Origin of the sequence: Streptomyces griseochromogenes (assembly GCF_001542625.1) — a bacterium.
Classification (GTDB): Bacteria; Actinomycetota; Actinomycetes; order Streptomycetales; family Streptomycetaceae; genus Streptomyces; species Streptomyces griseochromogenes.
In genome coordinates, this window is the sequence record NZ_CP016279.1 from 2,706,051 (window position 1) to 2,720,633 (window position 14,583).

Sequence of the window (14,583 nt, forward strand, 5' to 3'; positions counted from 1 at the left end):
CGGCCACAGGAGTGCCACGGCAGTGCCACCGCGCCCGCGAAGGATGAAGTCATCGCCACCGAGGCGAACGGACTCGCAGAGGAGGGATGCGCTCGTGGACGGCTGGTTCTTCGTGGTCCTGCCCGACTGCGAGGGCGCACGGCACATCGCCGGGCGGCTCGCACCGCACACACGGCTGGTCCAAAGCCACCCATCGGGCCGCCCGCTGCTGCTGGCCGACGTGCCCTCGGCGCAGTTGGTGACGGCGCGGCGGGGGCCCGCGGCGGCGGCCGTGATCGGAATGTCGTCGGCGACCGAGCGGCTGCTGGGCGGAGCGCTGGGCGCCCACCCGACCACGGACGTGCTCGACCGGCTCGCCCACCGCCTGGCCGGCAGCTTCCATCTGGTCGCCGCGGACGGCGACCGGCTGCGGGTGCAGGGGTCGGCGAGCGGACTGCGGCGGGTGTTCCACGCCGTGATCGACGGGGTGCGGGTGGTCTCGGACCGGGCGGACGTGCTGGCCCGGCTCGGCGGATTCCCGCTCGACGACACCTCGCTCGCGGTACGCCTGCTGCGGGTGCTGCCGCATCCCCTGGGGGAGCGGCCGATGTGGCGCGAGGTGAGCGCCGTACCGCCGGGATCCGCCCTCCTGCTGGACGCCCCGGGCGGGCGGACCCGTACGACCGTCTGGTGGCGCCGCCCCGAGCCCGAACTCGACCGGCGCTCCGGTGCCCTCGGACTGCGGGCCGCCCTCGAAGCGGCGGTGCAGGTCCGCACGTCGGCCGGTGGCACGGTGCACTGCGACCTGTCGGGCGGCCTGGACTCCACGCCACTGTGCTTCCTCGCGGCCGAGAGCGGCGCGGACGTCGTCGCCACGACGATGTACAACGACGACCCCGGCGGACGCGAGGACCTCCTCTGGGCCCGCCGGGCCCTGCCGGCCATGCCGGGACTGCGGCACGAGGTGGGCCGCCTCGACGACATGCCGCAGTTCTTCGAGGGCATGGAGGGGATCGGGCAGCGCCTGGACGAGCCCTCGCAGGCGTACCTGACGTCACCCCGCATCCGGTACAGCGTCGAACGGGCGGCCGCGAACGGAGCCACGGTCTACGTCAACGGCCTGGGCGGCGACCATCTGCTGCACGGCCTGCCGGTGTGGGAGCACGCGCTGCTGCGCCGCCGTCCGCTGCTCGCCCTGCGCCGGGTGCGCACCACCATGGGGCTCGACGGCCGGCCGGTCCTGCCGGTCCTGCGGGAACTGCTCGACCGCGAGGGCTACGGCGCGTGGCTGCGGCGCTCGGTCGGCGCCGCCCGCCCGGTGCGCGAACAGAAGTCGGACCTGCGCATGGAGTGGGACCAGCCGGTCGCGCTGCCCCGCTGGCTGACCCCGGACGCCACCGGCGCGCTGCTGGCCCGGCTGCGCGAACTCGCCGCGGACGCCGAGCCGCTGGGACCGGACCGGGCCCGGCACGCGGAGCTGGCCATGGTGCGCGACGGCAGCCGGATCGTACGGGGCACGCAGCAGTTCGCGGCGACCCTGGACATGCCCTTCGAAGCACCCTTCTTCGACGACCGGGTCATCGAGGCGTGCTTCGCGGTACGTCATGAGGAACGCGACTCCCCGATGGAGTTCAAACCGCTCGTGAAGGCGGCCATGCGGGGCGCGCTGCCCGACGCATTCCTGCGGCGGGGTACGAAGATGGGCGGCAGCGTCCAGGCCGCCCGAGGACTTCGCGACCACTGGCCCACCGTCCTCGCCCTGTGCGAGCACTCACCGCTCACCACCCGCGGTGTCATCGACTTCTCCGCCCTGGCCTCGGCCGAGTCGCCCGAGCACATGGGGACCCGCGACGCGTTCCTCGACGCGACCGTCAACTGCGCGGTGTTCGCCCGCAACCAGGAGGCGCCCGAGGACCGGGAGGGGACCCGGAGCCCACGGCGGCACGAGGCCGGCCCGGATCGCGACCACGACAGCAAGGAGCACACCCATGACCCTGCGGCTGCATGACCACGTGTCCACGACCGAGACCGAGTACGGCGTGGTCGCCCTCGACCAACGCACCGGCCGCTACTGGCAGCTCACGGCCTCCGCCGCCGTGGTGGTCACCGCCCTGGCACGCGGCGCCACCGCGGAGGAGGCGGCGAAGGCCCTCACCGACCGCTACGACGTCGACGCGGAGCGGGCGCGCGGGGACGTGGAGGCCCTGATCGGATCGCTGCGCTCGGCCGGGCTGGTGGCGCGATGAGCATCCCGGTCCTGCCCGCCGAACCGGTCCGTGTGCCACTGGGGCGGCGCCTGGCCACGCACGCCGCGGTGGGCGCGGCGCGGGTGCTCGCCCGCCGCCCGCCCCGCCAGATCCGCGCGGTGCTGCTGCGGGTGCGGCGCGGCGCGCGCCCGGCGACCGTCACGGAGGCCTCCTGGGCACGGGACACCGTGCTCACGGTCAGCCCGCGGTGCTGCGGCTCCCGCGCGTGCCTGGTGCGCTCGATCGCCACCTGTCTGCTGTGCCGGACCCGTTCGGCGTGGCCGGTCTGGTGCGTCGGGGTGCTCAAGGCCCCGCCGTTCGCGGCGCACGCCTGGGTGGAGGCCGAGGGCGAGCTGGTCGACGAGGCCACGGACGGCTCCTGCTACACGCGCCTGATCACCGTCGAGTGACAGGCCCCGGACTTCCGCCGGAATCCCGGCGGTGTACGACGACGAACCGCGGAAGGGAGGTGAACGGCATGGACAAGGAGACCTACGAGGTTCCCGCCGTGGTGGAACTCGGCTCCTTCGGCGAGGAGACCGGTGTCTTCGGCATCCGCAACGGTGACGAGATCACCTGGTTCTTCGACACCTGGCAGTGAGCCCGAGGCACCGACCACCGCTTTCACAACACCGTATGAGGAGGTGACACAGATGCAGAAGGACGTTTACGAGGTGCCGGCGCTGGTCGAGCTCGGCACGTTCGAGGAGGAGACCGGATTCTTCCGGAACGGGGCCAACGAGGCCTTCTTCTTCTTCCAGAACCAGAACGACTGACCCTCGTCGGTCGGCTGGTGAGACGGTCCGCCGGGTGCGGTGGGACACGCCCGTGTCCTCACCGCACCCGGCGGGCCTCGCGAGAACGGACGGGACGAGCGATGGACGGGGGAAGGGGGCGCATGCGCGCGAGTGACCGGCTGCTGCTGTCGACGGTGGCACGCCAGAAGGGGCTGTTCGCGGCCCTTGCCGCGGTCCGGCTGTGCGAGACGGCCGCCGGCCTGCTCCTGCCGTACGCCGTCGCGCGGGCGATCGACACGGTACTGCGCCGCGGCGACACGATCGCCCCCCTGGTCCTGGTCTGCGCCCTGCTGCTCCTGACCACCGTCACGGAGATGGCCGGCCAGATCGCCGAGGCGCGGGTGCGGGCCGGCAGCACGGCGCGGCTGCGCGACGACACGTTCGCGCACCTCTTCCGCGTGGGGCTCGCGGTGCGCGGCCGGTTCGGCTCCGGCGACCTGCTGAGCCGTGCGACGGACTCCACCGCGCAGGCCGGCGGCGCCGGACCCGGCCTGCTGCAGGCACTGTTCTCCGCGCTGACCGCCGCCGGAGGACTCGTGGCCCTGCTGCTCATCGACTGGCGGCTGGTGCTCGTCTTCGTCCTCGGGATTCCGGTGGTCGTGCTGCTCGCGCGGGTGCTCATCCGCCGCAGCACCGTGCTGACCCTCCAGTACCAGCAGGCGCAGGCGGAACTGTCCGAGCGGTTCGTCGACGCCGTCGGCGGCGCGCGCACCATCCGCGCGGCGGCCGCCGTGGAGGGGGAGACCGCGCGGGTCCTGGTCCCGCTTCCCCGTCTGCGCGCCGCGGGGACCGGATTCTGGGAGGCCCAGCGCCACGCCGGGTGGTATCTGGCGCTGCTGGCCCCGAGCCTGCAGATCGGGGTGCTGGCCACCGGCGGGTACGGGGTCGTCTCCGGACGCCTCACGGCAGGTCAGCTGCTGGCCGCCCAGATGTACTTGACGTTCGCGATGCGGCTGATGTCACAGGTCGGGATCTTCGCCGAGCTCGGGCGGGTGCGTGGCTCGGCCGAGCGACTGCGGGAGGTCTTCGCCGTGCCCGCCCCGCGCACCGGGAACGGCGCGCTGCCGCCCGGGGAGGGCACGCTCGTGCTGTCCGGCGTCACGGTGCGCACCGCCGACGGGGTGCCGGTGCTGGACCGGCTCTCGCTCAGCGTGCCCGCCGGCGGCACCCTCGCGGTGGTCGGCGCCTCCGGCGCGGGCAAGACCACCCTGGCGCTGGTCGCCGGGGGTGTGCTGGAACCGGACGAGGGGACGGTGACGCTCGACGGCGCAGACCTCGCCGCGACCCGCCGGTCCGAGGTCGGCGCCGCCGTCGCGTACGCCTTCGAACGCCCGCATCCGCTCGGTGGCACCGTCGCGGAGATGATCGGCTACGGCGACCGGCCGCCGCCCGCGTCCGCGATCCGCGCCGCCGCACGCGCGAGCCGGGCCGACGGCTTCATCCGCCGTCTGCCCCGGGGCTACGACACGCCCGTTGACGAACTGCGGCTGTCCGGCGGGGAGTTGCAGCGCCTCGGGATCGCCCGCGCGGTGTGCCGCGGCGCCCGGGTCGTGATCCTGGACGACGCGATGTCGAGCGTGGACACGGCGACGGAGAGCGAGATCGCCCGGGCCCTGCGCGAGTCGCTGGGCCGCACCACGCGCATGGTGGTGGCCCACCGGATGTCCACGGCCGCGGCCGCCGACCGGGTGGCGTGGCTGGAACGGGGCCGGATCCGGGCCGTCGGCCGGCACGACGAACTCTGCGCCGATCCGGCCTACCGCGCCGTATTCGGCGTCGGCGCCCAGAACGCGGAGGTCTGAGTGCCGAACTCGCCACGTCACGCACACGACCGGCAGGACCAGCAGCACAACGCGGCGGGCGGCCCCCTGACGGTCCGCCGGCTGATCGGGCCGGTGCTGCGCTCCCACCGCGGGCACCTCGGTGCCCTCGCCGCCTGGTCCGTCGTCGAGACCGGGCCCGTCCTGCTGTCCGGCACGATCGTCGGGGCCGCGCTCGACCGCGGGTTCCTGGCCGGGCGCCCGGGCCTGGGACTGCTGCTCCTGCTCGGATACGGCGGCTGCCTGGTGCTCGGCACGTTCGGCACCCGCCAGGCCATGCCGCACGCGGCGGCCGTCGTGGAGTCGCTGCGCGACGCCCTGACCCGGCACGTGGTCCGGGCCGGGCTGTGCCGCGCCGTGTACGGCGACGGTGCGGCCCCGGGGCCGTCCGCCGACGTCTCCGCCGTCACCCGGGCGACCCGTCAGGTGGAGACGGTCCGGCAGCTGGCCGGCGGGCTGCTGCTGACGCTGCGCACGGTGGCCTTCGGCGTGGTCGCCGCCCTCGTCGGCCTGTTCGCGCTCGATCCGGTCATCGCGGCCGTCACCGGCGGCTCGGTGCTGGTGGCCGGCGCGCTCATGACCCGGCTGACCCCGCTGCTCAGGCGGCGTCATGTCGCCCTGCTGGAGGCCCAGGAGGAGCTGGCCCGGCGGGCGGGACCGCATCTGTCGGGCATCCGGGACGTGGCGACCTGCGGCGCGTGGGAGACGGCGACGCGGACGGTGGGCGGGTGCGTCGACGCCGAGGCGGCGGCCCTGCTGGCGGAGGCCCGCGCCGGTACCGGACGCATCGCCGTCATCGCGGCGGGCGCGCGGCTGCCGTTCGCGGTGGTTCTGCTGTGCTCGGCCTGGCTGGTCCGCTCGGGGCTGCTGACACCGGGCGCGCTGATCGGCGCGATGGTGTACCTGCTGCAGGGCATCGAACCGGCGCTGCGCGCCTTGGTGCAGACCGTCGGCACCATGGGGCTGCAACTGTCGGTCACCCTGCGCCGCACGGCCGCGTTCGCCGACGTCGTCCCGCCCCGCCCGGGCGGTACCGCCCCGGTCACCGGCTCGGACGTCGCGCTGACCGACGTGTCGTTCGCCTACGGCCCCCACGCCGAGCCCGTCCTGTCCCGGGTGACGCTTCGGGTTCCGGACGGCTCGCATCTGGCGGTGGTCGGGCCGAGCGGCGTCGGCAAGTCCACGCTCGCCCTGCTGATCGGCGGCATCGAGCATCCGGCCGGCGGAACGGTGACGCTCGGCGGCACACCGGTCGGCCTGCTGGACACCGCGGAATTGCGCCGTCACGTCGCCGTCGTCCCCCAGCAGTCGTACATCTTCGCCGGGACGCTGCGGGAGAACCTCACGATGCTCTCTCCCCACGCCACCGACACCGAACTCGAAGCCGCTATCAGCCTGTTGGGCCTGGAGGGGACCGTGCGGCGGCTCGGCGGGTACGGCGCCCGGATCTCCGGATCGGCGCCCCTGTCCCAGGGAGAGCGTCAACTGATCACCCTCGTACGGGTGTATGTCTCCCGCGCCCGGATCGTGATCCTCGACGAGGCGACCTGCCATCTGGAGCCGGTGGCCGAGAAGCGGGCGGAGGAGGCCTTCGCCGCCCGGCCCGGCACCCTGATCGTGGTGGCACACCGGCTCTCCTCGGCGCTGCGCGCCCGCCGGATCGCCGTGGTCGCGTCGGGCCGCCTCACCGTGGGCACACACGCCGAACTCCTGGACCGCGCACCGGAGTACGCGGCGCTGATCGGCCACTGGCGGTCCGGTGATCCGCTCGGCCGGAGGGAACCGGTGCGGTACGGCCCCGTCGGTAGAGTCGGAGCGCGTCCGGGTACCCGCACCGGTGGCGGGACCGCCCCGGCCGCCCTGACGGAGCCGGACGTGGAGGCAGAGCCGTGAGCAGTGACCGTTCCATCGGCGTCGTGCTCATCGACGACCATCCGGTGGTGCTGGCCGGTATCGAGTCCTGGGTGGCGCACGCGGACACGGGGGTACGGGTGGTGGCCAAGGGCGCCGATGTGTCGGTCGCGGTCACGGGAGCGGGGCGGGACGCCGACGTGGTGATCCTCGATCTGCAGCTCGGCTCGGGGGTGCCCGCGTACGCCGCCCTGCGCCGGCTCGTCGCGGAGCACCGGCAGGTGATCGTCTACACCATGCAGGACAGCCCGCAGGCGGCCCTGACCTGTCTGGACATAGGCGCGTTCACCTACCTGACGAAGGCGGAGGGTGAGGAGCACCTGCTCCAGGCCGTGCTGGCCGCGGCCGAGGGAGTGCCGTACACACCGCCCGCGCTGGCCGGGGCGTTCGGCAGCGACACCCGGCGCGAGCGCCCGCGGCTGGCCTCCCGCGAGATCGAGGTGCTCCTCGAATGGTTCCAGTCGGAGTCCAAGGCGATGGTCGCCGAGAGCCTCGGCATCTCGGTGCGTACCGTGAACACCTATCTGGACCGGGTGCGGATCAAGTACGCGAACGCGGGACGGCCCGCGACGACCAAGGCGAACCTGGTCGCCAAGGCGGTGCAGGACGGGCTGATCTCACTGGAGGAACTCTGACCGGTCCGTCCGCGGGGCGGCCGGATGCGCGTGGCCCTCGACGACGTACACGGACTCCACCCACAGCCGGCCGCGGTCCTTGACCGTGCGGATGCGCACGCCGTGACCGGGGTCCGGCACGGGCGGCGCGTCGGCACGGTCGATGACCGCGCTGACCCGTACCAGACGCGCACCGCGCACGACCGTGGTCCTGGCGGTGTGCTCGGCCGCGACGAGCGCCGCGAGCACCGGTTCCGTCAGCGCCTGCCGCACCGGCCGGGGCAGCTCCACCGGGTCGCCGCGCACGGCCAGATGAACGCTGGCGCCGCCGCGTTCGGCGGCGTCGATGCACGCGCGCAGCTCGTGCACCAGGGGGTCGGCGGCGTAGTCGTGCTCCGCGAACAGCCTGCGCAGCCTGGTGGCCTGGAGCGCGCACCGGCGCCGTACGGACTCCTCGCGCGGGTCGACCGAGCCGTCGGCGAGCCCGGCGAGCAACGGCAGCACACTGCGGTCCAGATCGTGGTAGCGGGCCTGCTGGTCGGCGTGCATGTGCGCGGCGACGGCCGCCTCCGTCTCCCACCGCTCCCGCTCGCGCAAGGTCGCCGAGGCCCGGGCCGCACGGTCCGAGAGGAGCTGTACGGCGAGCGCCGTCGACACCTGGAAGGTACAGATCGCCAGCGCGCTCACGGACATGCCCGCGATGACGGAGCGGGACGGCAGCCCCGCGTGCACCAACTGCCCCACCGTGACGGCCAGATGGCAGCCGAGGAACAGCCAGGTAGCCGTGCGGGGCCGGTCGAGCAGGAGGACGACACCGAACCAGCCGACCTCGAGGAACGACCAGTGGGCGTTGCCCATGAAGGACTCGGCGGGCAGCCGGCTCGTCGCGGCGACGGACGCCGCGAGCGTGACGGCGACCATGGCCGCCGTCCAGCCGCGGGAGGCGGGCCCCGCCGTCCCCGGGCGGGCGCGGGCCTTGCGGCGGAGCCAGGGCCCCTGGCGCAGGTTTCGCCAGGCATCCGCCGCGAGAACGGCGCTGAGCAGGGCGAACGCGGTGAGGTCCAGCCAGGCGCCGGAGTGGTCGCCGAGGTGGGCGAGCATGAAGGGAAGGGCGAGGCCGCAATGGATGACGGCGAGGATCAGCAGCGCCGCGAGGTGCAGCCCGCCGCGCATACGGGCCTCGATCTGCCGGGCCACCTCGACCTGGCGGGACGCATCCGCCCGTCCGGTCGCCCCGGGGCCGCGGGGCGTCTCGGCGTCCTGCCCCCGACCGGCCCGCTCGGGCGGCTCGTGCCCCTCGGCCGACGGGTCAGCCACGAGGCCACTCCATCCGTACGGTCGTCCCTTCACCGGGCCGCGAGGCGACCGTGGCGCGGCCTCCGACGGTGTGCATGCGCGCGACGACGGACCGGGTGAGCCCGTGCCGATGGCCGGGCACGACGGCGGAGTCGAAGCCGACGCCGCGGTCCCGGACGGTGACGACGGTGCGGTGACCGTCCCGGCGCGCGCTGACCTCGGCACGGTCGACTCCCGCGTGCCGTGCCACATTGCGCAGGGCTTCCCCCATGCTGCCGCGCAGGGCGTCGGCGGCCGGCCGCCAGGTGGACCCGAGGTCCGTGCCGAACCGGACGCTGACCTGCAGCGGGTGGGCGCGGATCTCCTCGTGGAGCAGCACGGCCAGATCGACGTCGCCCGTCCCGTCCTGCTCCTGCGTGAGCCGCTCCAGGTCCCGGCGCGCCTGGGCGCGCAGCACCTCGGGGCGCAGGTCCGAGCGGGGCAGCGAGGCCATGAGCAGGGTGGCGCAGGCGGTGTCGTGCAGCGTGGCCAGATACTCCCGTTCCGCGGCGTGCCGGGCCGCGGCGACCCGCAGATCGCGCCGGACCGCGGCAGCGGAGGCGGCGGCCTCGTCGGCCGCGCGGGACCGCCTGAGCAGAAACCCGTAGAAGGCGCGGGCCAGCGCGGACTGCACCAGGAGCCACAGCACGTTGGGCAGGGCGGCGCCCCACGTGGCCGGGCGGTCCAGGACCACGCCGGCGAGATCGGCGCCGGCCAGCAGCAGCGCCGCCGCCGTCCCGGTCGGGCCCGGCCGGGTCATCTGGTAGGTGACGGCCACGATGCTGACGGTGACCAGAATCCAGGTGTTGCCGTGCCTGCCCTCACTCGCGGGCACGGTGTACGTCTGGCTGAGACAGAACCCGCTGACCAGGGTGAGGTCGACCACGGTGAGCAACCGAGGGCGCAGGCCCGAGCGCAGCCAGAAGAAGTACCCGACCGCCCAGGCGACCGCCACGGCGGCGATCGCGCCCGCGAGCGGCAGCTTCGCCGCCGGCACCGCGATGACACCGCACACGGCGGCGCCGACCGTGACCAGCCGCGACCAGGCGGACGTCGTCACGGCATAGCCCTCGAACTGCCGCTCCATGACCCGCACGCCCCTGGGCGTGCGGGTGTCCGAGGGGGAGGTTCGAGGTGAGGAGTCAGTGGTCACCAGGAAAGATGATGCGGGGGATCGGTGGCTCGCCGACAGTTCAATTTGCGACATGGAATGACGGGTATGCGCGGCATGTGGGTTGATTGACCGTCACACTCCGTCGACCACCGATATTAGCGTTCTGTCCGTACCACCTGATGACGGCGGCCCTTCGACCGGGGGCGGCCGGATCAGCACAAGGGGGAACGGACGCGTGCACAAGATCGGCGTACGACTGCTCGGTTCACTGGAAGTGACGTATGGCGCCCTGCGGTTGACCGTTCCGGCCGGCCGTCCGCAGGCGCTGCTCGCGACTTTGTCCGTCCGGCACGGGGAGCTCGTGACCGTGGACGAGATCGCGGCGCGACTGTGGGACGACGATCCGCCCGGCGCCGCGCGGACGACGGTCCGCGGTCATGTCAAACGGCTGCGCAAGGTGCTGGACAGCGCCCAGCCCGGCGCCGACTCGGTCATCGACGGCGGACGCGGCGGATACCGCCTCAGCGCCGGGCGGACCGAGGTCGATGTCACGGAGTTCCGCCGGCTGATGAGGGAGGCCACCGGGCCCGGGCTGCCGGCGGGACCCGAGGCGGAGGTGCTGGACCGGGCGCTGGCGCTGTGGCGCGGCCCGGTGCTGGCGGGAATCGACGCGCCCGCGCTCCAGCGCGACGAGGTGCCGCCGCTGGAGGAGCTGCGGCTTCGGGCCGTGCACCGGCGCGTCGCGATCGGGATCGACGAGGAGGACCCGGGCGACCACATTCCGCTGCTGCGGCGGACGCTCGCCCGCGACCCCCTCCAGGAACGGTTCTGGGCTCAGCTGATCCTGGCGTTGTACCGATCGGGCCGCCCCGCGGAGGCGCTGCGCGAGTACGACAGGTGCCGTCGGCTGCTCGGCGACCGGCTCGGTGTCGATCCCGGCCCGGAACTGGCCGGGCTGCACCAGAAGATCCTCACCGGCAGCCCGGATCTCGCGGCGCCGCCCCGCCGGGTACGCCGTACCGCGTCCGTGCGGACCACCCCGGTCGCCGCGCCCGTCGCGGCGTCCCCGGGCGGGTGTCCGGTACCCCGCCAGCTCCCCTCCTGCGACACCCACTTCGTCGGCAGGGACGCCGAACTCGGCGCGCTGGACGACGTGTTGCTGCCGCAGGGCGGGCCGCACGCCGCGGACGCGGGACGGGTGCTGCTGCTGGACGGTCCCGCGGGCGTCGGAAAGACGGCACTGGCCGTGCACTGGGCCAACCGGCGCCGCGACCGGTTCCCCGACGGCCAGCTGTACCTCGACCTCGACGGGTTCAGCACCGGCCGCCCGATGCACCCGGACGACGCGCTCCAGGCCCTGCTCATGGGCCTGGGCGCGGCGGCGGACAGGCTGCCCTCCCGCACCTGGGAACGCGGCGCGCTGCTGCGCACCGCGCTGGCCGACCGGCGGGTGCTGCTGGTGCTGGACAACGTACGGTCCCCGGAGCAGGTGCGACCGCTGCTGCCCGGCGCCGCCGGTACGGCGCTGATCACCAGCCGCAGTCGGCTGCGGTCGCTGGTGGTCAGGGGCGGGGCGCACCGTCTCACGCTCGATCCGCTCGGTCCCTCGGCGGCGACGGCGCTGCTCGGCGAGCTGCTGGCCGACGGGCTCGGCGGCCGCGGCGGTCCGGTGGCGCCGGAGGTGCTGCGCGAACTGGGCGAGTTGTGCGGCGGGCTGCCGCTCGCGCTGCGCATCCTCGCCGAACAGGGTCGGCACCGGCCCGATGTGACGCTGCCCCGGCTGGCCGCGCGGCTGCGCGGCGGCCGCGGCGCACAGGACGTGTTCCGTCTGGGCGAGGACAGCACGGACCTGCGCACGGTGATGTCCTGGTCGCTGCGCGATCTCACCGAGGGAGCCGCCCGGCTCCATGAGGCCCTGGAGGTACGGGCGTCCGGCGCGACGACGTCGGTGGGACCGGCGGACGCGGCCGCCGTCCTCGGGGTGCCCCGGCACACGGCGGCCCGGCTGCTGGACGAGCTGGTGCAGGTCCACCTCCTGGAGCACCAGGACGACGACCGCTACCGCCTGCGCGGGCCCTTCCCCTCGGTCTCGGAGCACGACGACGCACGGCACTCGGTGGGCGCGGCGACCTGACGCCGCGGGAATGGAGAAGCGGAACCGGAACAGCGCCGCGCCCCGTTCCCGACGACCGGGGCGGGGCGCTGCCGAGCGGGCGGTTCATCGAACGGCGATGACGTTGGTGGCCTTCGCACCGACGATCTCGAAGACGACCCGCTGACCCTCGCGGGTGGTCTGTGTCTCCATGCCGGAGAACGGGCGCCGCTCGCCGTCCTCGTCGGCGATGATGCCCACACCGTCCGCCCTGTTGTAGAAGGCGATCGTTCCAAGAGGCATCGTCATTTCCTCCGTGGGTTGGTCGTGAAGCAACTGATCTCCCCCGGTGAGCAGAGCATCACGCAACGTGTCCGGCGGAGGAAGGGGTCCATCGGCGCGTCGGCCAGGGTTTGACCGGATGTCAGCGGGGTCTGGGTCTTGGTTCCCTTTGTCAAGATCCAGCCGCCGGCTTCCCGCCCCTGCTCCCAGGAAGGAGCCCACGCATGCGACGCAGAGCACGCTCCGCCGGCGCGATCGCCCTCGGGCCGGCCCTCGCCGGCCCGTTGGCTCCCGCCGCCGCACAGGCCGCGCCGGCGAGCCACGCAGGACCGTCGCACCGCTCGGTTCCGGCATCCCGTGGACGACACCGGTCTGTACTTCCTGATGCCGTCTCCATGAAGCCGGCGCTGTTCCACTGCTCGGCGCGTTCGGGCAGGGCGGCCGCGTCCTGGCGACGGCGAGCGAACGATCGGTGCGGCTGTGGGACGTGACGAACCGGCGAGCTGAGCACCCTGCCGGATCAGCGGGCCGCGCCGACGTGGGTGGCGTTCCGGCCCGGCGGCGATGCCATCGCCACCGGCCACTCCGACGGATCGACACGGCTGTGGGACACCGGCCTGGACAGGGTCGCCGCCCGCATCTGCGCCGGCGCGTACCCGCGGATCACCAGAGCCGAATGGGCACGGTACTTCGCGGCGGTCGACTACGACCCACCCTGCCCCACCACCTGACATCCGCCTCCACGCATCCGGAGCCCACAGGGCACACAAGCCGCCGCACCCCTCCTGGCCCACATTCATGCGGGCCAGGAGGGGTGCGGCGGTCGTTTTCCCGAAGGTGCTCAGATGTCCCGGAAGATCTCGATCTGCGCCCCGATCGAGTTCAGGCGCTCGGCGAGGTCCTCGTAACCCCGGTTGATGACGTAGACGTTGCGCAGGACCGACGTGCCCTCGGCCGCCATCATCGCCAGCAGGACGACCACCGCGGGGCGCAGTGCCGGCGGGCACATCATCTCGGCGGCGCGCCAGCGGGTCGGGCCCTCGACCAGCACCCGGTGCGGGTCCAGCAACTGCAGCCGGCCGCCGAGGCGGTTGAGGTCCGTGAGGTAGATCGCGCGGTTGTCGTAGACCCAGTCGTGGATGAGGGTCTTGCCCTGCGCGACCGCCGCGATGGCCGCGAAGAAGGGGACGTTGTCGATGTTCAGGCCCGGGAAGGGCATGGGGTGGATCTTGTCGATCGGCGCCTCCAGCTTGGAGGGCCGGACCGTCAGGTCCACCAGGCGGGTGCGGCCGTTGTCCGCGAAGTACTCGGGGCTGCGGTCGTGGTCGAGGCCCATCTCCTCCAGGACCGCCAGCTCGATCTCCAGGAACTCGATGGGGACGCGGCGGACGGTCAGTTCCGACTCCGTGACCACCGCCGCGGCCAGCAGGCTCATCGCCTCGACCGGGTCCTCGGAGGGGGAGTAGTCGACGTCGACGTCGATGTTCGGCACGCCGTGCACGGTCAGCGTGGTGGTGCCGATGCCCTCGACCTTGACGCCGAGCGCCTCCAGGAAGAAGCACAGGTCCTGGACCATGTAGTTGGAGGACGCGTTGCGGATGACCGTCACCCCGTCGTACCGGGCGGCGGCCAGCAGCGCGTTCTCGGTGACCGTGTCCCCGCGCTCGGTCAGCACGATCGGGCGGTCGGGGCGGACCGTGCGGTCGACCTGCGCGTGGTACTGGCCCTCGGTGGCCGCGATGTCCAGGCCGAACCGGCGCAGCGCGATCATGTGCGGCTCGATGGTGCGCGTGCCGAGGTCGCAGCCGCCGGCGTACGGCAGCTTGAAGTGGTCCATGCGGTGCAGCAGCGGACCGAGGAACATGATGATCGAGCGGGTGCGGACGGCCGCCTCCGCGTCGATCGCCGCCATCTCCAGCTCGGCCGGCGGGACCAGCTCCAGGTCGACACCGTTGTTGATCCAGCGGGTGCGCACGCCGATGGAGTTGAGCACCTCCAGAAGGCGGTACACCTCCTCGATCCGGGCCACCCGGCGCAGCACCGTGCGCCCCTTGTTCAGCAGCGAGGCGCACAGCAGGGCCACGCACGCGTTCTTGCTGGTCTTCACGTCGATGGCGCCGGACAGTCGACGGCCGCCGACCACGCGCAGATGCATCGGACCCGCATAGCCCAGCGACACGATCTCGCTGTCCAGGGCTTCGCCGATTCGGGCGATCATCTCAAGGCTGATGTTCTGGTTCCCGCGCTCGATGCGGTTGACGGCGCTCTGGCTGGTGCCGAGCGCCTCCGCGAGCTGCGTCTGTGTCCAGCCTCGGTGTTGCCGGGCGTCACGGATGAGCTTGCCGATGCGTACGAGGTAGTCGTCTGACATGAGGTTGAGGCTATCTCAGATA

14 protein-coding genes are annotated in these 14,583 nt (G+C 73.4%); 10 read left to right on the top strand and 4 right to left on the bottom strand.

The genetic code is table 11. From position 1 onward, the window contains the following. The first annotated feature begins 94 nt into the window (after window positions 1-94). The 8 genes from AVL59_RS11520 to AVL59_RS11545 all read left to right on the top strand — a co-directional run bounded on the left by AVL59_RS11520 (window position 95) and on the right by AVL59_RS11545 (window position 7,388). On the top strand, window positions 95-1,987 hold the full coding sequence (locus AVL59_RS11520; protein ID WP_067302407.1) for an asparagine synthase-related protein: 1,893 nt from the start codon (window positions 95-97) through the stop codon (window positions 1,985-1,987). Then, on the top strand, window positions 1,968-2,225 hold the full coding sequence (locus AVL59_RS11525) for a lasso peptide biosynthesis PqqD family chaperone (protein ID WP_067302410.1): 258 nt from the start codon (window positions 1,968-1,970) through the stop codon (window positions 2,223-2,225). The genes AVL59_RS11520 and AVL59_RS11525 overlap by 20 nt, the downstream gene beginning before the upstream one ends. Further along, window positions 2,222-2,635, top strand: coding sequence for a lasso peptide biosynthesis B2 protein (locus tag AVL59_RS11530; RefSeq protein ID WP_067302413.1), 414 nt, complete (start codon window positions 2,222-2,224; stop codon window positions 2,633-2,635). Before AVL59_RS11525 ends, AVL59_RS11530 begins: the two co-directional genes overlap by 4 nt. A 68-nt stretch (window positions 2,636-2,703) precedes the next feature. Next, window positions 2,704-2,826 (top strand): lasso RiPP family leader peptide-containing protein, encoded by a 123-nt coding sequence (locus AVL59_RS52060; protein ID WP_159399895.1) that lies wholly within the window; start codon window positions 2,704-2,706, stop codon window positions 2,824-2,826. A 52-nt stretch (window positions 2,827-2,878) separates the two neighbouring features. After that, complete coding sequence (locus AVL59_RS51235) at window positions 2,879-3,001, top strand: keywimysin-related RiPP (RefSeq protein WP_107407362.1); 123 nt, start codon at window positions 2,879-2,881, stop codon at window positions 2,999-3,001. 122 nt (window positions 3,002-3,123) lie between these two features. Further along, complete coding sequence (locus tag AVL59_RS11535) at window positions 3,124-4,824, top strand: ABC transporter ATP-binding protein (protein ID WP_067302415.1); 1,701 nt, start codon at window positions 3,124-3,126, stop codon at window positions 4,822-4,824. Beyond that, a complete protein-coding gene (locus AVL59_RS11540) occupies window positions 4,825-6,735 on the top strand; it encodes an ABC transporter ATP-binding protein (RefSeq protein ID WP_067302418.1) in 1,911 nt (636 codons plus the stop codon). Then, window positions 6,732-7,388 carry a response regulator transcription factor gene (locus tag AVL59_RS11545; RefSeq protein ID WP_079146647.1) on the top strand — a complete coding sequence of 219 codons (657 nt, stop codon included), beginning with the start codon at window positions 6,732-6,734 and terminating at the stop codon, window positions 7,386-7,388. Before AVL59_RS11540 ends, AVL59_RS11545 begins: the two co-directional genes overlap by 4 nt. Here the strand turns inward: AVL59_RS11545 and AVL59_RS11550 are convergent. Together AVL59_RS11550 and AVL59_RS11555 are read right to left on the bottom strand one after the other, a co-directional pair. After that, window positions 7,371-8,684 carry a hypothetical protein gene (locus AVL59_RS11550; RefSeq protein ID WP_067302420.1) on the bottom strand — a complete coding sequence of 438 codons (1,314 nt, stop codon included), beginning with the start codon at window positions 8,682-8,684 and terminating at the stop codon, window positions 7,371-7,373. The genes AVL59_RS11545 and AVL59_RS11550 overlap by 18 nt on opposite strands. After that, the gene (locus AVL59_RS11555; RefSeq protein ID WP_159399896.1) at window positions 8,677-9,855 is read right to left on the bottom strand and encodes a sensor histidine kinase; all 1,179 of its coding nucleotides are present in this window, start codon (window positions 9,853-9,855) and stop codon (window positions 8,677-8,679) included. The genes AVL59_RS11550 and AVL59_RS11555 overlap by 8 nt, the downstream gene beginning before the upstream one ends. Before the next feature lie 196 nt (window positions 9,856-10,051). Between AVL59_RS11555 and AVL59_RS11560 the strand changes: the two genes are divergently transcribed. Next, window positions 10,052-11,950: an AfsR/SARP family transcriptional regulator gene (locus AVL59_RS11560; RefSeq protein WP_067302426.1), complete on the top strand. Its 1,899-nt coding sequence runs from the start codon at window positions 10,052-10,054 to the stop codon at window positions 11,948-11,950. An 84-nt stretch (window positions 11,951-12,034) separates the two neighbouring features. Here AVL59_RS11560 and AVL59_RS53210 read toward each other — a convergent pair whose 3' ends face one another. Further along, window positions 12,035-12,211, bottom strand: a complete 177-nt coding sequence (locus tag AVL59_RS53210; RefSeq protein WP_167549298.1) for a cold-shock protein — start codon at window positions 12,209-12,211, stop codon at window positions 12,035-12,037. A gap of 521 nt (window positions 12,212-12,732) precedes the next feature. On the opposite strand from AVL59_RS53210, the gene AVL59_RS11565 reads away from it, so the two are divergent. Further along, a complete protein-coding gene (locus AVL59_RS11565; protein WP_067302428.1) occupies window positions 12,733-12,921 on the top strand; it encodes a WD40 repeat domain-containing protein in 189 nt (62 codons plus the stop codon). Window positions 12,922-13,031: 110 nt separating this feature from the next. Here AVL59_RS11565 and AVL59_RS11570 read toward each other — a convergent pair whose 3' ends face one another. Next, window positions 13,032-14,561 (bottom strand): helix-turn-helix domain-containing protein, encoded by a 1,530-nt coding sequence (locus AVL59_RS11570; protein WP_067302431.1) that lies wholly within the window; start codon window positions 14,559-14,561, stop codon window positions 13,032-13,034. Window positions 14,562-14,583: the final 22 nt, after the last annotated feature.